This window comes from Thalassospira sp. (assembly GCF_002709775.1).
Classification (GTDB): Bacteria; Pseudomonadota; Alphaproteobacteria; order Rhodospirillales; family Thalassospiraceae; genus Thalassospira.
In genome coordinates this window covers 22,903-42,949 of record NZ_PAQR01000009.1, presented here as the reverse complement: position 1 = coordinate 42,949, position 20,047 = coordinate 22,903, and the positions used below count along the sequence as shown (strand labels likewise).

At 54.8% G+C, this 20,047-nt stretch carries 18 protein-coding genes; 8 read left to right on the top strand and 10 right to left on the bottom strand.

The window, feature by feature from the left end; all coding sequences use genetic code 11:
• Positions 1-50: 50 nt before the first annotated feature.
• From soxC to CMO10_RS04925, 4 genes are all read left to right on the top strand, one after another.
• Positions 51-1,346: a sulfite dehydrogenase gene (gene soxC, locus CMO10_RS04940; RefSeq protein WP_044829137.1), complete on the top strand. Its 1,296-nt coding sequence runs from the start codon at positions 51-53 to the stop codon at positions 1,344-1,346.
• Positions 1,330-2,436, top strand: a complete 1,107-nt coding sequence (locus CMO10_RS04935; RefSeq protein ID WP_297019209.1) for a c-type cytochrome — start codon at positions 1,330-1,332, stop codon at positions 2,434-2,436. Before soxC ends, CMO10_RS04935 begins: the two co-directional genes overlap by 17 nt.
• A gap of 71 nt (positions 2,437-2,507) precedes the next feature.
• Positions 2,508-2,882 carry a c-type cytochrome gene (locus tag CMO10_RS04930; protein WP_297019207.1) on the top strand — a complete coding sequence of 125 codons (375 nt, stop codon included), beginning with the start codon at positions 2,508-2,510 and terminating at the stop codon, positions 2,880-2,882.
• A gap of 49 nt (positions 2,883-2,931) precedes the next feature.
• Positions 2,932-4,206: an NAD(P)/FAD-dependent oxidoreductase gene (locus CMO10_RS04925; RefSeq protein WP_297019204.1), complete on the top strand. Its 1,275-nt coding sequence runs from the start codon at positions 2,932-2,934 to the stop codon at positions 4,204-4,206.
• Positions 4,207-4,228: 22 nt separating this feature from the next.
• On the opposite strand, the gene CMO10_RS04920 is transcribed toward CMO10_RS04925, so the two are convergent.
• The 6 genes from CMO10_RS04920 to CMO10_RS04895 form a co-directional block, all read right to left on the bottom strand.
• A complete protein-coding gene (locus tag CMO10_RS04920; protein WP_297019203.1) occupies positions 4,229-5,356 on the bottom strand; it encodes an AbrB family transcriptional regulator in 1,128 nt (375 codons plus the stop codon).
• Entirely contained in the window at positions 5,356-7,038 is a 1,683-nt protein-coding gene (locus CMO10_RS04915) for a methyl-accepting chemotaxis protein (RefSeq protein ID WP_297019200.1), read from the bottom strand. Before CMO10_RS04915 ends, CMO10_RS04920 begins: the two co-directional genes overlap by 1 nt.
• Positions 7,039-7,071: 33 nt before the next feature.
• Positions 7,072-8,610, bottom strand: a complete 1,539-nt coding sequence (locus CMO10_RS04910) for a tripartite tricarboxylate transporter permease (protein WP_297019199.1) — start codon at positions 8,608-8,610, stop codon at positions 7,072-7,074.
• Positions 8,603-9,091: a tripartite tricarboxylate transporter TctB family protein gene (locus CMO10_RS04905; protein ID WP_297019197.1), complete on the bottom strand. Its 489-nt coding sequence runs from the start codon at positions 9,089-9,091 to the stop codon at positions 8,603-8,605. The genes CMO10_RS04910 and CMO10_RS04905 overlap by 8 nt, the downstream gene beginning before the upstream one ends.
• A gap of 44 nt (positions 9,092-9,135) precedes the next feature.
• Complete coding sequence (locus tag CMO10_RS04900; protein ID WP_297019196.1) at positions 9,136-10,134, bottom strand: tripartite tricarboxylate transporter substrate binding protein; 999 nt, start codon at positions 10,132-10,134, stop codon at positions 9,136-9,138.
• A gap of 318 nt (positions 10,135-10,452) precedes the next feature.
• The gene (locus tag CMO10_RS04895) at positions 10,453-11,133 is read right to left on the bottom strand and encodes an IclR family transcriptional regulator (RefSeq protein ID WP_297019193.1); all 681 of its coding nucleotides are present in this window, start codon (positions 11,131-11,133) and stop codon (positions 10,453-10,455) included.
• 119 nt (positions 11,134-11,252) lie between these two features.
• On the opposite strand from CMO10_RS04895, the gene CMO10_RS04890 reads away from it, so the two are divergent.
• Together CMO10_RS04890 and CMO10_RS04885 are read left to right on the top strand one after the other, a co-directional pair.
• Positions 11,253-12,470 (top strand): CaiB/BaiF CoA transferase family protein, encoded by a 1,218-nt coding sequence (locus CMO10_RS04890; RefSeq protein ID WP_297019191.1) that lies wholly within the window; start codon positions 11,253-11,255, stop codon positions 12,468-12,470.
• Positions 12,467-13,312, top strand: a complete 846-nt coding sequence (locus tag CMO10_RS04885) for a citryl-CoA lyase (protein WP_297019189.1) — start codon at positions 12,467-12,469, stop codon at positions 13,310-13,312. Before CMO10_RS04890 ends, CMO10_RS04885 begins: the two co-directional genes overlap by 4 nt.
• Positions 13,313-13,342: 30 nt before the next feature.
• On the opposite strand, the gene CMO10_RS04880 is transcribed toward CMO10_RS04885, so the two are convergent.
• Positions 13,343-14,497: an ABC transporter substrate-binding protein gene (locus CMO10_RS04880; RefSeq protein ID WP_297019187.1), complete on the bottom strand. Its 1,155-nt coding sequence runs from the start codon at positions 14,495-14,497 to the stop codon at positions 13,343-13,345.
• Between the two features lie 113 nt (positions 14,498-14,610).
• Here CMO10_RS04880 and CMO10_RS04875 point away from each other — a divergent pair, with 113 nt between their 5' ends.
• Complete coding sequence (locus CMO10_RS04875) at positions 14,611-15,276, top strand: response regulator transcription factor (protein WP_297019185.1); 666 nt, start codon at positions 14,611-14,613, stop codon at positions 15,274-15,276.
• Positions 15,273-16,694: a sensor histidine kinase gene (locus CMO10_RS04870; protein WP_297019183.1), complete on the top strand. Its 1,422-nt coding sequence runs from the start codon at positions 15,273-15,275 to the stop codon at positions 16,692-16,694. Before CMO10_RS04875 ends, CMO10_RS04870 begins: the two co-directional genes overlap by 4 nt.
• A gap of 180 nt (positions 16,695-16,874) precedes the next feature.
• Here the strand turns inward: CMO10_RS04870 and CMO10_RS04865 are convergent, their stop codons facing one another.
• From CMO10_RS04865 to metG, 3 genes are read right to left on the bottom strand one after another with little or no spacing between them, the layout of a single operon-like run.
• Entirely contained in the window at positions 16,875-17,648 is a 774-nt protein-coding gene (locus CMO10_RS04865) for an MBL fold metallo-hydrolase (RefSeq protein WP_297019182.1), read from the bottom strand.
• Between the two features lie 2 nt (positions 17,649-17,650).
• The gene (locus tag CMO10_RS04860; protein WP_297019181.1) at positions 17,651-18,463 is read right to left on the bottom strand and encodes a TatD family hydrolase; all 813 of its coding nucleotides are present in this window, start codon (positions 18,461-18,463) and stop codon (positions 17,651-17,653) included.
• Complete coding sequence (gene metG / locus CMO10_RS04855) at positions 18,460-20,025, bottom strand: methionine--tRNA ligase (RefSeq protein ID WP_297019180.1); 1,566 nt, start codon at positions 20,023-20,025, stop codon at positions 18,460-18,462. The genes CMO10_RS04860 and metG overlap by 4 nt, the downstream gene beginning before the upstream one ends.
• Positions 20,026-20,047 lie beyond the last annotated feature (22 nt).

Here is a 20,047-nt window from a genome sequence, read left to right as displayed (position 1 = left end):
CGCCTCAATATATATAAAATTTGGAATATGTAGGGAGGACACAAAGAGCCATGTCCCAACAACCAGAAAAAGATAAGAATTTTGTGCCAAGCCGGCGCAGTTTTCTTCAGGGTGGGCTGACTGCTGCCGGTGGTGCGGCTGTTGCTGCAATCGGTGGTGGTGCTGCGTTGGCGGCCGGAACACCGGACCCGGCGATTACGGAACTTAAGGACTGGAACCAGTATTCCGGTCCGGGCGTGGATGCAGCCCCCTATGGTGTGCCGTCACCGTTTGAAGCCCATGTTGTGCGTCGTGATGTGCCTTGGCTGACGGCTGATCCGATATCATCGATCAACTTTACGCCACTGCATGAACTTGATGGCATCATCACGCCGAATGGTCTTTGCTTTGAGCGCCATCACAGCGGGGTTGCCGAAGTGGACCCGGCCGAGCATCGACTGATGATCAATGGTCTGGTGGACAAGCCGCTTGTCTTTACCATGCAGGATCTGATGCGGTTCCCGCGTGAAAACCGGGTTTACTTCCTTGAATGTGCGGCGAACTCCGGCATGGAGTGGCGTGGTGCACAGCTTAATGGCTGCCAGTTCACGCACGGCATGCTCCATAACGTGATGTATACCGGCGTTCGGTTGCGCACCCTTTTGGAAGAAGCGGGTGTAAAACCATCCGGGAAATGGATCCTGGCCGAAGGTGCCGATGCTTCGGGGATGGGTCGTTCGATCCCGATTGAAAAGGCGCTTGATGATTGCCTTGTTGCTTTCAAGATGAATGGCGAGGCGCTTCGTCCGGAACAAGGATATCCGGTTCGTCTGTGCGTTCCCGGTTGGGAAGGCAATATGTGGGTGAAATGGCTGCGCCGGATCGAGGTCGGCGACAAGCCATGGCAGCTGCGTGAAGAGACGTCGAAATATACGGACCTGATGCCGGATGGCCGTGCGCGTCGCTTTACCTGGGCGATGGATGTCAAATCCGTCATCACCAATCCAAGTCCGCAGGCACCGATCACGCATGGTCGTGGCCATACGATCATCACCGGTGTTGCATGGTCCGGTCACGGCAAGATCAAGCGCGTTGATGTGTCAATTGACGGTGGTCGTAACTGGCAGCATGCCCGGATTGATGGCCCAAGCCTGAGCCGGTCATTGCATCGGTTCTATTATGAATTCAACTGGGATGGATCGCCGCTTTATCTGCAATCGCGTGCGATTGATGAGCATGGCTATGTCCAGCCGACCAAGAATGCCTTGCGCGCGGCGCGCGGCGACAACTCGATCTATCACAATAACGGTATCCAGACCTGGTATCTGAAGTCGAACGGAGAGGCGGAAAATGTCGAAGTTTCTTAAGTTTACCGCAAGCATCGTTCTGCTGGGGGCAGCATGGGCAAGCAATGCCGGTGCACAAGATGCCGATGCCGGCGAAAAGGTTTTCCGCAAATGTGCTGCCTGTCATGCTGTGGGTGACGGTGCCAAGAACAAGGTTGGCCCGGAGCTTAATGAGATCTTTGGCCGTATTGCCGGGTCGCATGAGAATTTCAAATATTCCAACGCGATGGTCAAAGCAGGCGAAGAAGGTCTGGTCTGGGATCATGACAGCCTGACGCAATATCTGGCCAAGCCGCGTGACTTCGTCAAAGGCACGCGCATGGCGTTTGCCGGTCTGAAAAAGGATGACGAGATCGCCAATGTGATTGCCTATCTCGCCACCTTCTCAGCCAGCGCCGAGCAGGCGGCAGCGGAACCCGCGCCAACAGCAGCCGAAGGTGGTGAAACCGCACCAGTTGAAGCCGCCGAGGCACCGGCGACGAACGCAGCGGATGCCGTCATCCCGGAGCATGGCATTTATCACCTTGGGCGTGAAGCACTGCCGGAAGAGGTGGCTGCTTGGGATATCGATGTCCGTCCCGACGGTGTCGGGCTGCCGGTTGGTAGCGGCACCGTGGCCGATGGCGGTGTTCTGTATGATGAGAACTGCGCGGTGTGCCACGGCGTGTTTGGCGAGGGCGAGGGACGCTGGCCAGTATTGGCAGGCGGTTATGATACCCTGACCGCGGATCGTCCGGTCAAAACCATCGGGTCATACTGGCCATTTGCATCGACGATTTTTGATTATGTCCATCGGGCGATGCCGTTTGGCAATGCCCGGTCGCTGGATGCGGATCAGACTTACGCGATCACCGCTTATCTGTTGTATCTCAACGATATTGTTACGGACGAGGATTTCGAGCTGTCCAACGAAACCTTTAGCGAGGTTTCCTTGCCCAACGAAGAAAACTTCTATCCCGATGATCGTCTGGAAGAGGCCAACTTCGCGACCAATGTCGAACCCTGCATGGAAAACTGCGGTGATGGTCCGGCCGAGATCGTGATGCGGGCGCGTATTCTGGACGTGACGCCCGATGGCGACGATGAAAGCGGTGCCGGGGGCATTGATTAATGCGGACCTGTCACCGGAAACCATATGAAACCGATGGTGGCGACAGTAAGACAGCGCGCGGATTTAGGGCGTTGGGTATCCATAAAATCTGGCTGTTTGCGGCGTGCGGGATCTTTTTGATCCCGCACTTTTCGTTTGCTGACTCAGGTGCGCAACCGCCGATCCCCGATATGCCGCTGGGCGAGGCCATCGGGCAGGTATTGGCAATTCCGGGTGACGGGGAATACGGCGCGTATCTGGCGAGTGAATGCGTGACATGCCACCAGCAGCATTCAGCCAACCATGCGATCCCGGTGATCGACGGACTGCCGCGCGAGTATTTTGTCGAGGCGATGCTGGAATACAAATACCGCCTGCGCGACAATTCGGTGATGCAGGCCATCATGGGAAGCCTTGGCATGGAGGAACTTTCTGCGCTGGCAACCTACTTTTCGACCAAGGACTAGAAGCTTGAGTTTGTGAAACGTCATTAATCAACGGATCAGGAACAAGAAAATGAGCAGTGTCACAAGGAGAACGTTCAACAAGTTGCTGGGTGCCGGGGCAGGTGCCATGGCAATGCCGGGGTTTTTGCGTGCGCAAGAACGCAAGAATGTCGTGATTGTCGGTGGTGGCGCGGGCGGTGCAACGGTCGCACGCCATCTGGCGGAAAAGGCCAACGGTGCGATTAACATTACCCTGATCGAGGATTCCGAGAAATACACGACCTGCTTCTTTTCCAACCTGTATCTGGGTGGGTATCGCGATTTTGCGTCGATCACCCATGGCTATGATCGGCTGGTCAATGATTATGGCATTCGCAAGATTACTGCGCGGGCCGAGGAAATTGATCGCAACAACCAGCATGTCCGCACATCAACTGGTGAAACCATCCCTTATGACCGACTTGTGCTGTCGCCCGGTATTGATCTGATGTTCGATAGTGTGCCGGGATATTCGAGGGAATTGGCAGAAATCGCCCCACATGCCTGGCAGGCGGGGCCACAGACGCAGTTACTGAAATCAAAGATCGATGGGCTTAAGAATGGCGATCAGGTGGTGATGGTTGCGCCACCCAATCCGTATCGCTGTCCGCCGGGACCGTATGAGCGTGTTTCCATGATCGCCCATACCCTGAAATCTCGCGGGCTGAATGACTGCACCATCGTGGTTTTGGACCCAAAAGAGAAGTTCTCAAAACAAGGGCTGTTTACCGCAGGGTGGGAAAAATACTATCCGGGTATGGTCGAATGGTATGGACCCAATATCCATGGCGGGATCAAGGGTGTGGATGTTGAAGCCGGAACTGTTGAAACCGACTTTGATACCTTTAGCGGTGCGTTGCTCAACATCATTCCAGCCCAACGGGCCGGAACTATTGCCATAAGTGCGGGGCTTTCCGATGACAGCGGTTTCTGCCCGGTGGATGCCGAAACCATGCGGTCCAAACGGGATGAAAACATCTTTGTCATAGGGGATGCGTCGATTGCCGGTGCCATGCCGAAGTCGGGGTCTGCTGCCAACAGTCAGGCGAAAGTGGTGGTGATGCATCTGATGGGCGATCTGACCGATGCGCGCGTGTTCCCGGCGCGCTACCTTAATACCTGCTGGAGCCTTGTTGAAACCAATGACGGGATCAAGGTGGGCGCACAATATGCCAATGTTGATGGCGCAATTGCCAGCACATCGTCCTTTATCAGTCAGCCCGATGAAAGTGCCGATATCCGCAGGCAGACCTTTGAAGAGTCTGTTGCCTGGTATGACGGGATTACCAAGGACATGTTTGGCTGATCAGCCAAAGGCCACGGCGGGATCAGTTTAATTCCTGCCGGGCGGCCTTCTTTTGCATGTGGCGTTGAAACCACTTGGCGAGGATCGGCGCAAGCAGAACGATCTCGAAAATGCGCACGATATGGTGGAAGGCGACAAAGCTTGGCTCGACATTCAGGGCCAATGCAATCAGCGACATTTCGGCCACACCGCCCGGTGCGAAGGCCAGCAACACGGCAATAAAATCAAGCTCAAGCCATTGCGACACAAACCATGCGACACCGCCGGTAAAAGCCAGAACAACAATTGTTGCCAGCACGGAATAACCGGCAAGCCGGACAAGAACTGCCATCTTGACGCCAGAAAAGCGGCTGCCGATGGCTGATCCCAGGATCAGAAGACTTCCCGCCAGCAACCAGCCCGGCAGGTTTCCCTCGACGACACCCGTGACATGCAGAACCATACTGGCCGCCATGGCGCCGGTCATATAGGACGCGGGCACGCGGAGCTTGCGAAACACCAGAACGGTGACGATGGCGCAGGCTGCGGTCAGAATGCCGTCACCGAAAGTCATTTGAATGGCTTCGCCATCCCCGTGCCCGTTTGCCACCACACCCGTGATCATAAGGACAATCAATGGGGCCGACATCACAAGCAGCAAAACACGCAGACCCTGGGTCAGGGCGATTTCCTGTTCATTGCCGCCTGCAGCAGCGCCGAGAACAACCATCGGTGTCAGGCCGCCCGGTGTGGCGGAAAACAGGGCGGTCGCCGGATCAAGGCGCGCGATGCGCGAATAGAACCAGGTGATGACAAAGGTAATGATCGGCACATAAAGCAGTACGGCGATCATGCTGATTGGCCAACGTGCGGCCTGATCCAGCGTATCGGGGGTAAAGGACGCGCCTAGAAAAATACCAATGATCCCCAGAATGCCGGAACGAAACTGCATCGGTACACCCATTGGCACCCGCATCAAGCTGGCGACAAAAGTTGCCAGCATCGGGCCCATCATCCAGGCAAGCGGCATATTGATGAAATGGGCAATCAGGCCGCCGATCAGGCCAATCCCCAAAGCAACGGACAGTTTTTTGAAAAACTGGGGTGTCAAAACACCGGAAATGCGATTGATCCAACGGGTGTTTGAAGGATCGTCCGGTGTTCTGCTCATTATGCTTGGGCCTTGTTCTTTTCGATCTGATCAAGGAAGCCATCAATTGCGTTGCGCAGTTTGGTGGCTTCGTCATTAAGGGTGCTGGTCGCACGGGTCACGTTTGCTGACCCGTTGTGAACGCGTGCAGTTTCACCATCAAGGGCGCCAACGGCCTCTGCCACGGTGCGCATGCCGCCATTGGCATCCTGAATGCTATCGGAAATGCCAGCTGTCGATGCCTGTTGTTCTTCGACCGCAGCCGCAATGGCCGCAGCGGATTGATCAACCTCGCCAATCACATCGGCAACACCGTGCAAGGCATTGACAACATTATCAGTAAGGCCCCGGATTTCTTCGACCTGACTTGCGATGTCTTCGGTTGCACGCGCGGTCTGGGAGGCAAGGTTTTTGACTTCACCGGCAACCACGGCAAAGCCCTTGCCGGCGTCACCGGCACGGGCGGCCTCGATTGTGGCGTTAAGGGCTAGAAGGTTGGTCTGGTTTGCGATGTCTTCGATCAGGCTGACGATGTCGCCAATCCGCTGGGTGGCGCCGGTCAGCTGTTCGAACAGGGCGCGCGATTGTTCGCTTTCGGAACGGGCACGACCGGCAACCTCGGCCGAATTTTGCGCCTGCTGGCCGATTTCGGCGATGGCATCAGACAGGCTTGCGGTTGTTTGCGAAACCGCTTCGATGTGACGCAGCACCTGTTCGGAATGCTGGTTGGCATCGGCGGAACGCGCACTGGCAAGGGTCGCGATCTGTTCCATGTCACTGGCAGAACCGTTAAGCGAGCCGAATTCCTGGTCAAAGCCGGAAAGGGCTTCCTGCACAACGCGCTGGAAATGGTTGGTGGCATCAATCAGGTTTTGCTGACGCTGGCCTTCAAGGTTGCGGACACGTTCGCGTTCCTTGCGCAGCATTTCGGCTTCTTTGGACTGATCGCGCAGTACCGTGACAGAGCGGGCAACCTTGCCGATTTCATCGGCACGCTGACTGCCGCGAATATCTACATCGAGATCACCATTGGAAATCTGTTCGATCAGTTCGGCCAGATCGGTCATCGGGCGCGAAATACGGCGCGAGACAAAGACCGAAACGATCACTGCAACAACGACCACGATCAAGGCAACGATGACAAAGACACGCTGCAGTGCTTCGGCCTGCGTGTAGGCATCTGCAAATGAGGTCGTAGCGATTTCGTGGGACTGGGCAAGAATATCGTTCAACGGAACCTGAAGGGCCTGGAAGGTTTCATCGGCCTGGGCAATGACTTCAAGCGCGCCATAAATGTTCATTTCGCTTTCAACAAGGAATTGGCTGACCTGTTCCATGTATTTGGCGTAGTTCTGGGTGAAGGCATCACCGCCAGCCGCGGCAAGGCGTTCGGCAAGCGGGGCCAGTTCGCCTTCAAGCATGGCGACCTGTTCACGCAGATCGGGGACCACGGCGGCATTAATGCCGTTTGAGTCCCAGGTCAGAATACGAAACAGCGACCCGTGCGCTTCGTTCAGTGCATTGCTGAGCGTCAGTGCATCGGATCGCCGTTCATAGGCTTCGACGCGAAGGCTGGTAAGCGTGTCTTTCTCGCTTTCGAGCGTTGCGACAGTGGCAATCCCCATTGCGATAATGACGATCATCAGGAAGACCGGGACCAAAAGGGTTTTGGGCCCGATCGAGAGATTGTCAAGAAAGCGCATTCCAGTTTCCTTCGCGTCGCTTAGAGACAGATTTTAGATTTCACCATCGTTCGGAACAGTCGCCTTGCGATTGGCCAACCAGCTGCGCAGGTTGCCAATAAGCGGGGCGGCCAGGAACAGGATGCTGATGATCAGAATGACCAGGGTGATCGGACGTTCCCACAGGAAGGAAATCGAACCGTCACTGATCGCCAGTGCACGACGCAGGTTTTCTTCCATCATCTTGCCGAGAATGAAGCCAAGCAGCATCGGCGCCATCGGATAGTTCAGAAGTCGCAGGCCGATCGCGATGCCTGCGGCAATCACCATCATGTGGATGTCCATGGTGTTAAAGGTCACCAGGTAAACACCAACCAGCGAGAAGAACAGAACGAACGGCACCAGAAGCTGCTGGGGCAGGGCAAGAAGACGCGAGATATACGGGATCAGCGGCAGGTTCAGAACCAGCAGCACGATGTTACCGATATACATCGAAATGATCACCGACCAGAACACGTCAGGCTGTTCAACAAACAGACGCGGGCCCGGCTGAACACCATAGGAAATCAGCGCGCCCATCATGACGGCCGTCGTACCCGAACCCGGAATACCGAGGGTCAGAAGCGGTACGAAGGAGCCGGAACATGCTGCGTTGTTTGCGGTTTCCGGTGCAGCAAGACCACGGATAGAACCCTTGCCAAAGCCGAGTTTTTCCTTGGCAGACGCAATGTTGCGTTCCATGCCATAGGCTAGGAAGGATGCAATGGTGGCACCAGCACCCGGCAAAACGCCGGTAAAGAAGCCCAGAACCGAGGAACGGCCAATGACCGGCACCATGGTTTTCACTTCTTCTTTCGACAGCTTCATGGAGCCCAGGCTTTTCAGCGCCTTTTCTTCTTCGGAACGGGTGTCTTTGGTCGGACGCAGGATCGAAAGAAGGGCTTCGGACAGCGCGAAGGTCGACATGGCCAGCAAAAGGAAGCTGATGCCGTCAACAAGGTCCATGCTGCCAAATGTAAAGCGCGCAACGCCGGCGGCAGGATCCGTGCCGATGGTCGACAACATGATCCCGAACAGGGTCATGGTGATGGCTTTCAGAACCTGACCCTTGCCAGCGAAGGCAGAAACAGCCGTCAGGCCGAGCACCATCAGGGCGAAATAGTCACCGGACTGGAACGAAAGCGATACTGAGGCCAGTGCCGGAGCGGCAACCAGCAGGAAGATCGCAGCAATCGTACCGCCAGAGAAAGACGAGTAGGCGGCAATGGCAAGTGCCTTGCCAGCCTGACCTTTCTGCGCCATCGGGTAACCGTCAAAGGCGGTCGCAACCGTACCGGCAACACCCGGCGCATTGATCAAAATAGAAGAGGTCGAGCCGCCAAAGATCGCCCCGTAATACACGCCCGCCATCAAAATAAGGCCGGTGGACGGATCAAACCCGTAGGTGATCGGGATCATCAGGGCAATGGCGGTGATTGGGCCAAGACCGGGAAGCATCCCGATAAAGGTGCCTGCGAAACAGCCGACCGCAACCATCAGAAGGTTGATCGGCATAACAGCGGTCGAAAGACCGGAGAAAATTCCCTCAAGCATCGTTTGACATCCAACCGAGATAATAGAAGAAGTCGCCCGGGGTCAGATAGATGCCCATGGCATACAGCAATCCCCAGAAAGCAAGCGTGACACCAACAGACGTCAGGATCAGAACCAGCGGGCGGCGTTCGCCAAGCGTATAGAAACCGCCCATCAGGAAGAGCGATGTCGAAATCGGGAAACCAAGCTGGCGGATCGTGAGGCCATAGAAGACCATCAGCGCAGCAAGGATGACCACGCGTTTCCATTTAAGGCCACGGAACGCGTGTTCGAGACTGCCAGCCTCTCTGTTGGTCGGCAGTATCAGTTGAACGAAGGAAACCACACCAAGCAACCATGCAAGGGCGTTAGGGAGGGTTCTGGCATTGAACGGGGCATCCTCGTCGCCAAACAGCAGCGGAATGTCACCGACATAGAAGCCATAAATCAGCGCAAGGCAAAGAAATAGCAATGCGCCGAATTTGTCGCGATTGATGGACATGGCGTGGTTTCCTTCGGAGGTCTTTTTACTTGTGTTTTAGTGGCTTATTTCAGGAAGCCAAGGTCTCGCATCAGGTCGCCAACGACCTTTTCCTGTTCTTCCATGAAGGCAGAGAACTCAGCACGCGGCTTGTAGATTTTTTCCCAGCCATTACGGGTACGAACGGTTTCCCATTCCGGGGTCGCCTGAACGTCCTTGAGGATCGCCGCATAGGCATCGGCTTTTTCAGCCGACAGGGACGGCGAACCGAAGTAACCGCGCCAGTTGATGAATTCAGCATCAATGCCGAGTTCGCCAAGCGACGGAACGTCCGGAGCAGCTTCAACGCGTTCTTTCGAGGTTACAGCCAGAATGCGAACCTGACCTGCTTTTGCAAGTTCAAGCAGTTCGCCCAGACCGGTCGACAGAACTTCGGTTTCACCCGACAGAAGGCCAGCGATTGCTTTGCCGCCTGCGTCATACGGAATGTATTTTACCTGTTTGGCATCGCCGCCGCCCTGCTGAACAGCGTAGGCTGCAACGATATGGTCCATACCGCCACGAACCGAACCGCCACCGAATTTAACCGAAGACGGATCAGCTTTGACCGCTTCGACAACGTCGGTGAAGGATGCATACGGGCTGTCAGCCGGTACTGCGAATGCAGCATATTCAGCAACAACGGCTGCAATCGGGGTCAGGTCGCGGAAGGACTGCGGGAAGACACCGGTCAGCGAACGCACGATGATCGGGGTGGAGTTGACCATCAGGGTGTTGTCAAGGCGATCAGCAGCTTCGATCATGTAGGCAATGGCTTTACCGCCGCCGCCGCCAGACATGTTTTCGTAGGACGCGGTGCCAACCAGACCGGATTTGGTCAGGGCTTCACCGGTACCACGTGCCGTGCCATCCCAGCCGCCGCCTGCGCCGCCCGGAATGACGAAGTGAATTTCGTCCATTTCTGCAGCTTTGGCATCCATTGCACCAAAGGCAGCAGTCGAAACAGCAACAGCCGTGGCTGCTGCGATAAATCCGCGACGCGAGAACATCGACAGTTTGTTCATCAGGGTCTCCTCCAGACACTAAAGCAATTTCCCAGCCACCCGATTGGTGGCAGGCCGATCAATGGAACAAAGCTTTCAGCAAGGGCGTATCCGAAAACCGCTTTCAGAGGCGAATTGACCAACTGACCCCGGAATTTTCACCGTCCTCCCTTGCCGAATTTTATTCTTGTTTGTTCCGGGGCCAATTTATGACTCACGGATCGGCAGTGGCGGGACGGTAACAGGCAAACCTGTCACCAACCTGTCATTGGCAAAAAATGGGTGAAAAAAGTTCACATGATTTATGCGTTCAGGGAAAAAATAAGCGATTACTTGTGATCACGATGACATGCGTTTGCCGCAATCTTCTGCACGTGATTGTAGAGATTGCAGGCATTTCAGTCGCTTTTCAGGGGTAAACCGACTGATCGGACCGGAAAGGGCAAGCGCGCCCAGAAGATGGTTCTGTCGATCAAGAACAGGAACGGCAATTGCGGAGATATCCGGGTCACGTTCACCTTCACTAAGTGCGAATTTGTCTTCAAGGACCTGCAGCGATCTGTCATCGACACCATCGCCCCAGGCGCGGATGACATGGCCGGCAGCCCCGAACTCACAGGGAAGGATCGCACCTTCTTCTAGATGGTGACGCAGGCTGCTTGGTGAGTTTTCGCGAAACAGGCACAAGCGATTGGGGCCTTCGGGAACATAAAAGGACGCGGTTTCACCGCTTTCGGAAACCAGCATGGACAGGTGCGGGCGGACAATATCATCCATGCGGTATGATCGCTGGTAAATAGATCCCAAACGCCAGAGAGCCGGGCCCAGACGATACCGACCACGCCCGGAGAGCATCAGGAAACCGCAGGACTCGAGTGTCCCAGCCAGTCTGGAGATCGTGCTTTTATACATTCCGGTACGCTCTGACAGGTCCTTAAGCGACAGGTCAGGGTCCTGATCGGTAAAGGCATCAAGAATTCCAAGTGCCCGTTCGACTGCCGTAACGTTTTGTTCTGACATGGGTAAATCCGTTTCAGTTCGGTGTGTCGCCTTTGCAAAGCCTCCAACACCATTTTGCTCAAGCCTAAAATTCTATATAATAGAACATAATTCTACTAGACAGAATTTAGGAAATCTCCATGAGCGGACCAAACTCTCTTTCCGGAACCACGGTTCTTGATCTGACCAATGTGCTGGCCGGACCATTTTGTTGTCACCAACTGGCCCATATGGGAGCGGATGTCATCAAGGTCGAAGCGCCGGGGCGCGGTGATCTTGCCCGCCAGCTGGGTGCAGATATGGAACTGAATGAAAAGCTGATGGGCGTTTCATTTATGGCGCAGAATGCCGGGAAACGTTCGATCACGCTGAACCTCAAGGATCCGCGCGGCAAGGAAATCCTCAAGAAGCTCGTGGCCAAGGCCGATGTGCTGGTCGAGAACTTCCGGCCCGGTGTGATGGACCGACTTGAGCTTGGCTATGACGTACTGTCAAAGGTTAATCGGGAGCTTGTTTATTGTGCGATTTCCGGATTTGGGCAAAGCGGTCCGATGAAGAAACTGCCGGCCTATGACCAGATCGTTCAGGGTCTTTCGGGCATCATGACCATCACCGGCGAGGAAGATACCGGAACCTATCGCGTCGGTTATCCGATGGCCGATACCATCGGCGGCATGACCGCGGCCTTTGCCATCAGTTCGGCCCTTGCCGGGCGTGCGATGGGCAACAAGGATGCCAAGGGCAGCTTCATTGATATTTCGATGCTGGAATCCGTAATTGCCACGATGGGGTGGGTAGTGTCGAACTATCTGATTGCCGGCAAGGAACCGACGGCCAATGGCAACGACAATTTCACGTCTTCACCATCCGGCGCATTCGCGACAGCCGATGGTCAGATCAATATCGCAGCAAACAAACAGGAACAGTTCGAGGCCCTGTGTGGTGTTCTTGGGCTTGAGCCGCTTCTGGAAGATGCACGGTTCGTAACGCGCAAGGAACGGCTTGAACACAGATCAAACCTGACAGAGTTGCTGGAAGAAGTGCTGGTGACCCAGCCAACGGATTACTGGGTAGAAAAGCTGAATGCGGTCGGGGTTCCGGCCGGTGCGGTTCTGACCGTGCCGCAGGCGCTTGCCCTGCCGCAAATTGCCGATCGCGGCATGATGGCGTCTTTTGACAACGTTCCGGGTGCCGATCGCGATATCCGAATTCTTCGGACCGGGATCAAGATGGATGGTAAAGCGCCGTTGGTAAATTCACCGCCGCCCGAACTTGGCCAGGACAATAATGACATTCTGTCGTCGCTGGGCTTTTCCAATGACGAGATCGATAACCTTGCCAAGGAGGGCGTGCTGTGAGTTCGAAAACCGTTGAAGACGTTGAAAACGAAGTACGCGACTGGTGGCAGACCGGCATCATCGATATGGAGCCGGGCAAAATTCATTACGGCGGGTACGCGATCGAAGAACTGATCGGCAATATCAGTTTCCCGACCATGATCTGGCTGATGACACGCGGTGACTTACCGTCCGCACCACAGGCCAAATTGCTTGAAGCCGCCCTTGTTTCCGCCGTTGACCACGGACCACAAGCGCCCAGTATTGCAATTGCCCGTATGGCAGCGACCTGTGGTGTGGGCCTGAATAATGCAATGGCCAGTGCGGTCAATGTGCTTGGCGATGTGCATGGCGGGGCCGGCGAACAGGCCGTGGCCCTATACCATGACATCGCGGCACGCATGGATGCCGGTCAGGATTTGGCTGCGGCGGTTTCAGATGGCCTTGATCATCAGATTGCCGAACATGGCAAGCATGTGCCGGGCTTTGGTCACCGTTTCCATCCCATCGATCCGCGTGCGCCGAGGTTGCTCGCACTTGTCAGCGAAGCGGCAAAAGAAGGTCATGTTTCAGGACGATTTGGCGAGATTGCGAGCGGGGTAGAAGCAGAACTTCTGGCACGCAAGTGCAAGCGCATCCCGATGAATATTGACGGTGCGACTGCTGTTATCTATGCCGAATTGGGCTTTGCCGCCGAATTGGCACGCGGGCTTTTCTGTCTGTCACGTTCGGTTGGCATTCTTGCTCATGCTTGGGAGCAAACCCAGCAAGGCGTGCGGAATAAGGGCCCGATCCCGCGTCGGATGATCTGGAACTATACCGGTCCGGATCGCCGTCCGGTGCCCGATAGTGCAAAGTCCTGACCGGATTACCAATCAGGTGGGCAGGGTGTGTTATCTGCGGTTTAGCAGTGCATCCTGCCACCGGCGCAGGAAACGCTGGCGCTTGGCCTGATCAAGGTAAACCAGCAAGCCCGGGCCAACCGGGAAGGAACGCACGCGTTCGCCATAGCGATCAAAGATCAGCGAAGAGAACGTGCTTGGCGGCACGTCGGAGCGGACCGGGTTGAAGTTGCCTTCATTTTGCAGGACGCTTTGCCCCTTGATTGACAGCATGAAATCAAGAAAACGTCCGCCAAGGTCGGGGTTGCGTGCGCCGCGCGGAATGATGGCGATGCGTGAATAAACGACAATGAAATCATCCGGCAGGATGACGCCAAGGTTTTGATTTCGCTGATTGAAGGTTTCCGCATACGATCCCAGCAAATTGTAGCCAAGCACCACCTGGCCAGACGCGATCTTTTCAAGCATCGGGGATGTGTTGGAATAAAGCTTTACCTTTGCTTGCCCAAGGGTGCGGACAAAATCCCAGATACCGGGAAAGAAGCGTTCATCACGGGCCAGAAACAGGAATCCGACACCGCTGCGTTCGATGTCATATGTCGTGACTTTTTCGCTAAACAGCTCGTCATGGTTAACAAGCAGGCTGATGAAATCTTCGCGGGTTCTGGGCGGTTCCAGATCATTCTCGCGGAAAAACTCGCGGTTATAGGCAATGACAGCCGGCTCCTGGGTGACGGCAAAGGCCTCGTTGCGCCAGCGGGCCCAATGGGGCAGGGCGTCTGTCTCGCTGCTTTGATAGGCTGTGGCATAGCCATCATTGGCAAGCTTCATCTGCAGATCCATCGAGGAGCTGATGATCAGGTCTGCATTTGCTTCGCCATTGGCACGCTGGCTTTGGGTAATGTCATACATTTCAAGCGTTTGCAGCTGATGATACTCAACACCGATAAACGGGTTTTCCTGCTGAAATGCTTCGATCACCGGCACAAACGCACCAATATCGGCGGATCCATAAACAATGGCCGTGGGTTGGGTATTGGTCAGCAGGGATTGTTCGGGATCAGATGCTTGCGTCGTACGAAGGGCCGGATAGGTGAAAACTTCGGCCATGGCAGAAGAAACTTGCATCGCGAGCGCGATGAAACTTAAACCAATACAGATACGGCCCGAAATCATGCTGCAATACTCTGTGTCGCGGATGGTCATTGGCATATGGTGCGAGAACGATGATATCGCTTGTTCTCAAATGCCTTTGCCGGGAAAATGCCGGAATGTAAAACACCTCTAACGAGGTTTATCAGGGAAAAGTCACGCAAACAATGAGAGTCCTTGTCGTCGAAGATCATGCTGCATTGGCCGATGGAATTGCGCGCTCCTTGCGCCAGTCCGGCTATGCTGTGGATTTGATTGCCGACGGCGAGGAAGCCGATGATGTTTTGCGCACCCAGGAATATGACCTTGTGGTTCTTGATCTGAACCTTCCAAAGCTTGACGGGCTTGAGATCCTCAAACGTTTGCGCCATCGCGGGGCGGAAAGTGCTGTGCTTATCCTGACAGCGCGCGGCGATATTGAAGACAGGGTCAAGGGGCTGGATCTTGGCGCGGACGATTATCTTGCCAAACCGTTTGAACTGGTGGAGCTTGAAGCACGGGTGAGGGCGCTGATGCGGCGCAATGCCGGCACGCACAACACCCAGCTTAAATGCGGTACGCTGAGTTTCGATACCGTGGCGCGCCGGGTAACGATAGACGGTGCTGATGTCGATATCCCCAAGCGAGAGCTCAACATCCTTGAGATCTTGCTGATGCGGATTGGTCATGTTCTGAGCAAGGAACAGATCGTTGATCAACTTGCCGGGTTTGAAGACGATATCAGTGCCAACGCGGTAGAGCTTTATATCAGCCGGTTGCGCAAACGTGTTGAGGCAGCAGATGTTAAAATCCAGACCGTGCGTGGTTTGGGTTATCTGTTGAAAAAGACATGAAATGGCGTAACCGGTCGCTCCGGCGCAGGCTTGTGATTTCGCTCCTGATCCCGCTTTTGGTGGTCAGCTCCCTGATGCTGCTTGAAGTTCGTAGTAATGCAGTTAACTCGACAAATCAGGCGTTTGATCGTGCACTTTTAAGTTCTGCATTAGCTATTGCTGATCGTGTTGTCCTGATCGGTGGCAAGATCGAAGTCGATGTGCCGTATGTCGCGCTTGAGATGCTGACCAGTGCGGCAGAGGATCGTGTTTTCTATCAGGTCAGTACCGCACAGGGCGAATTCATTACCGGATATGAAGACTTGCCGCCGGTACCCGAACGGTTCCTGCCGCTCCGGGAAGAACCGGTTTTCTATGATGCGGTCTATAATGGCGAGACTGTACGGATTGGGGCGCTGTCGCGTTATGTGGCCAGTGTCCGAAAAGCCACGCGTTTTCAAGTGCTTGTTGCCGAAACGATGGGAACGCGCACGCGATTGAGTGAGGATATTCTGGCCAGTGCTGCGGCCCGGCAGATTTTGCTGATTGTGATTGCGGCGATGATCGTCTGGTTCGGGATCGGGCAGGGCCTGAAACCGTTGGCACGGCTTGAAGAGGCACTTAACCGGCGTTCACCTAGCGATTTGCGGCCGATTTTACACGATGTGCCGATCGAGGTGCGTCATTTGGTTGGTGCGATCAACCAGCTTTTCGGGCGACTGGAAAACAGCCTCAAGACCATGCAGCGCTTCACAGCGGACGCAGCACATCAGCTCAGAACGCCGTTGGCAGCGCTGAGAACCCAGGCAGAACTTGGCCAACGAGAAGAAGATCCGGAGAAAGTCCGTCAGATCATGGAAACTATCGCGGCCTCGACGCGCCAGACATCGCATCTGGCCAATCAGTTGCTGGCGTCTGCACGCGCAGCCCCGGAAGGCCTTGCTGGCCGGCCGTTTAACAAGATTGATCTTTATGAAATTACCCGTGCGGTAACCGGTTCAAAGGTTCCGGTCGCAATCGAACGCGGCATTGATCTTGGCTATGAAGGCATCACGGAGCCGACATTGATCATGGGCGATGCGACCCTGATCGAGGAGCTTCTGAAGAACCTTGTCCACAATGCGCTGACATATTGCCCAACGGGCAGCGCTGTGACAGTGAGACTTGAACAGGATGAAGCGGCCAACAAGGTGACATTGACCGTTGAAGATAATGGCCCGGGCATTCCCGTCGAACATCGCAAGGACGTCTTCAAGCGGTTCTACCGGATGAGCGACGCAGGATATGACGAGGGATGCGGTTTGGGCTTATCCATTGTCAAAGAGATCGCCGCACGTCACGACACCAAGGTGAGGTTGACCCAGCCTAAAGACCACAGCGGGTGCATCTTCAGTATCCGTTTTGATCTGGGAGCAGAAAACAGAAGTGCTGGTGTTTAGCCGCTATGAGACGGGTGCACGTGAGAGCAACAGATCGTAAGATATTGATTAGTTTGATGAATGCCACGTATCCGGGTTAATCATTATTTGTCATAATATATATTATAGAACTTATGATAGAACTTAATGGTGTGGCGTTTGGGGGAAGATATGCTGACCTCACCTCTGGCGTTTTGACGCTTAATTCACTTCAATAACCAGGCCGTCATAAGATGGTTCGACGTGATCTGGGGTGTCGGCCATTGCCTGTGCGTAATCGAACTGGATGCTCATGTGGGTCATGTAGACCTGCTTGGGTTTGAATTCCTCGACCCAGCCCAGAAGCTTTTCGAGATGTGCATGTGTGTTGTGTGGACGATGGCGCAAGCAATCCACCACCCAGACATCCAGATCATAGAGATGCTGTTTGGACTCTTCGGGGAATTCCACCACGTCGGTTGAATAGGCAAACTTCCCTATTTTAAAGCCAAGCGTCTCACCATAACCGTGATCCTGGGAGAAAACGGTTATCGGCACCCCTGCTGGCGTGATCGGTCCTGTGATGACATGCGGGATCAAAACAGGCTTGAAATAGAACTCAACGCCTTCTGGCAGCGGTGTGAAGACGTAATTGAAGCGATGATCAATGTCAGAGATCGTTCGCGCATTGGCATAGATATCGATTGGACGTTCCATCGCGACATTCAGCCAGCGCACGTCATCAATGCCATGCACGTGATCTGCATGCGAATGGGTAAACAGGATCGCATCAACATGGTTGATATTATGCGTTAATGCCTGCTGACGAAAATCTGGCGTTACATCGACAAGGATCTTTTTGCCCGCCTCCTCGATCAGGATCGAGCTTCGCAAACGCCGGTTTTTCGGGTTGTCCGGGTCACACTTGCCCCATCCAAGGCCAACCGATGGCACACCGTTTGAGGAGCCGCAGCCAAGAATGGTTACTTTGGTCACTGTTACTCTGCTCCCAGCGCCAGCAGATTTTTGCGGTCTGCCTTTGTGAACAGTTTGAAGAAGTTATCGGTCGTGATCTGCGTGATCTCTTCGACAGTAACGCCCTTGATTTCCGCCAGTTTGGCAGCTGTGTGGGCGACATAGCTGGGTTCGTTCGGTTTGCCGCGTTTGGGCACAGGAGCCAGATACGGCGCATCTGTTTCCACCAACAGTCGGTCCAGCGGCACATCTTCAAGTGCAGCGCGGATTTCCTTGGCTGAATTGAAGGTAATAATACCCGAACAGGAAATATAGAACCCGATCCTAAGCGCGCGCTGTGCCAGCATGGCCGAACTGGAAAAGCAGTGAATGACGCCGGTAAACGGCCCCTTTTCATATTCTTCTTCAAGAATATCCATCGTGTCATCGTCCGCGTCGCGCGTATGCACGATCAAGGGCAAACCCGTTTCACGACACGCCGCGATATGTGCACGGAAGCTTTCCTGCTGCGCGTCGCGCGGGGCGTTGTCATAGAAATAATCAAGCCCGCTTTCGCCAATGCCGATGACTTTCGGATCAGATGCCTTTGCGATCAGGGCATCGGGGCTTGAAAGCCCCTCCTCGCCCGCTTCGTGCGGATGAACGCCAATCGTGCAATAGATATGATCAGATTGCTCAGCGACCGCGCGAACCTTGTCAAAGGTCGTCAGTTTGACGCCGATGCTGACCATCATGCCAACACCGGCATTTTTGGCGCGCGCAAGCGTTCCGCTCAGATCATCGGAGAATTGCGGGTAGTCCAGATGGCAGTGGCTGTCGACAAGGGCGACATTCATGCCTTCTCTCCTTCGTCTTCGGTCTCGACATAGCGCGGGAAAACACCGGCCGGTTTCGGGATTTCCGAACCCGGTTTCAGGGCATTGTCCGGACCAAGTGCTTCAAAGCCGCGCTGATCATCGCCCAGCACCAGAAGATCCAGAATCTTCGCGGCCGAGTCCGGCATGATCGGCTGTACAAGAATACCGACATGGCGAATGACTTCCGCCAGGACATAGAGAACTGTCTCCATGCGTGCCGGATCGGTCTTTTTCAGCCCCCATGGCGCCATTTCATCAACATAGCGGTTGGCATCGCCAACAAGGCTCCAGATCGCTTCAAGCCCCTTGTTAAAGGCCTGTTCGTCAAACAGCGGACGCACGGTATCAAGCATGCCATGCGCCTTGCTGAGGATTTCCTTGTCTGCATCGGTGAGCGCGCCCGGTGTAGGGATCGCCGCGTTGCAGTTCTTGTGGATCATCGACAACACGCGCTGGCACATATTGCCAAGGTCATTGGCAAGTTCGCTGTTCATGCGGTTGACCATGGCACGATGGGCAAAGTCGCCATCATTGCCAAATGGTACTTCGCGCATCAGGAAGTAACGCGTCTGATCCAGACCGTATTTTTCGGTCAGATCGTACGGATCAATGACGTTGCCGATCGATTTGGAGATCTTCTGACCTTCGTTGGTCCACCAGCCATGGGCAAAGACACGCTTGGGCGGCTGAATACCAGCTGCCAGCAAGAATGCCGGCCAATAAACGGCGTGGAAGCGCAGGATATCCTTGCCAACCATATGAAGGTCTGCCGGCCAGTATTTTTCAAGCTTGGCCGGATCCGCATCGGGATAGCCGATGGCAGTCAGATAGTTGGTCAGCGCATCCAGCCAGACATACATGACATGGTCTTCATCACCCGGGACCGGAACGCCCCATTTGAAGCTGGTGCGTGAGACCGAAAGATCATGCATGCCGCCCTTCACAAAGCTGATCACTTCGTTGCGGCGCGACTGCGGTGCGATGAAATCCGGGTTCTGCTCATAGAATTCCAGTAGACGGTCGCCCCAGGCAGAAAGCTTGAAGAAATAGCTGGGCTCTGACACCCACTCGACCGGTGCGCCAGTGGGCGCGATTTTTTCGCCGTCTTTTTCGATCAGTTCCTTTTCGGCGTAGAATGCCTCATCCCGGACTGAGTACCAGCCATCATAGGAACCAAGATAAATCTCGCCCTTTTCAAGCAGTGTATTCCAAAGCGCCTGGCAGGCCTTCTTGTGACGTTCTTCCGTGGTGCGGATGAAGTCATCATTGGAATAATTCATATGAACGGCCAGATCGCGGAAGTTCTGCGACACCTGATCGGTGAAGGTTTGCGGATCAATGCCCTTGGCCGCGGCCGATTTGTCGACCTTCTGACCATGTTCATCGGTTCCGGTCAGGAACATCACGTCATAACCGTCCAGGCGCTTGAACCGGGCCAGAACGTCACAGGCAAGCGTGGTATAGGCATGGCCGATATGGGGCTTGTCATTGACGTAATAGATCGGTGTCGTGATGTAATAGGGCTGTTTGTGCCCGGTCATGATCGCAAATCCTTCGCGCAAG

What these genes read in the sequence shown, in the direction of transcription:
- CMO10_RS04860 (WP_297019181.1), bottom strand. Translation starts at nt 18,463, where the DNA reads ATGAATGTCGCCCTTGTCGACAGCCACTGCCATCTGGACTACCCGCAA.
- CMO10_RS04870 (WP_297019183.1), top strand. Translation starts at nt 15,273, where the DNA reads ATGAAATGGCGTAACCGGTCGCTCCGGCGCAGGCTTGTGATTTCGCTC.
- CMO10_RS04910 (WP_297019199.1), bottom strand. Translation starts at nt 8,610, where the DNA reads ATGCTTGAGGGAATTTTCTCCGGTCTTTCGACCGCTGTTATGCCGATC.
- CMO10_RS04895 (WP_297019193.1), bottom strand. Translation starts at nt 11,133, where the DNA reads ATGTCAGAACAAAACGTTACGGCAGTCGAACGGGCACTTGGAATTCTT.
- CMO10_RS04935 (WP_297019209.1), top strand. Translation starts at nt 1,330, where the DNA reads ATGTCGAAGTTTCTTAAGTTTACCGCAAGCATCGTTCTGCTGGGGGCA.
- CMO10_RS04905 (WP_297019197.1), bottom strand. Translation starts at nt 9,091, where the DNA reads ATGTCCATCAATCGCGACAAATTCGGCGCATTGCTATTTCTTTGCCTT.
- metG (WP_297019180.1), bottom strand. Translation starts at nt 20,025, where the DNA reads ATGACCGGGCACAAACAGCCCTATTACATCACGACACCGATCTATTAC.
- CMO10_RS04925 (WP_297019204.1), top strand. Translation starts at nt 2,932, where the DNA reads ATGAGCAGTGTCACAAGGAGAACGTTCAACAAGTTGCTGGGTGCCGGG.
- CMO10_RS04920 (WP_297019203.1), bottom strand. Translation starts at nt 5,356, where the DNA reads ATGAGCAGAACACCGGACGATCCTTCAAACACCCGTTGGATCAATCGC.
- CMO10_RS04915 (WP_297019200.1), bottom strand. Translation starts at nt 7,038, where the DNA reads ATGCGCTTTCTTGACAATCTCTCGATCGGGCCCAAAACCCTTTTGGTC.
- soxC (WP_044829137.1), top strand. Translation starts at nt 51, where the DNA reads ATGTCCCAACAACCAGAAAAAGATAAGAATTTTGTGCCAAGCCGGCGC.
- CMO10_RS04875 (WP_297019185.1), top strand. Translation starts at nt 14,611, where the DNA reads ATGAGAGTCCTTGTCGTCGAAGATCATGCTGCATTGGCCGATGGAATT.
- CMO10_RS04880 (WP_297019187.1), bottom strand. Translation starts at nt 14,497, where the DNA reads ATGACCATCCGCGACACAGAGTATTGCAGCATGATTTCGGGCCGTATC.
- CMO10_RS04900 (WP_297019196.1), bottom strand. Translation starts at nt 10,134, where the DNA reads ATGAACAAACTGTCGATGTTCTCGCGTCGCGGATTTATCGCAGCAGCC.
- CMO10_RS04890 (WP_297019191.1), top strand. Translation starts at nt 11,253, where the DNA reads ATGAGCGGACCAAACTCTCTTTCCGGAACCACGGTTCTTGATCTGACC.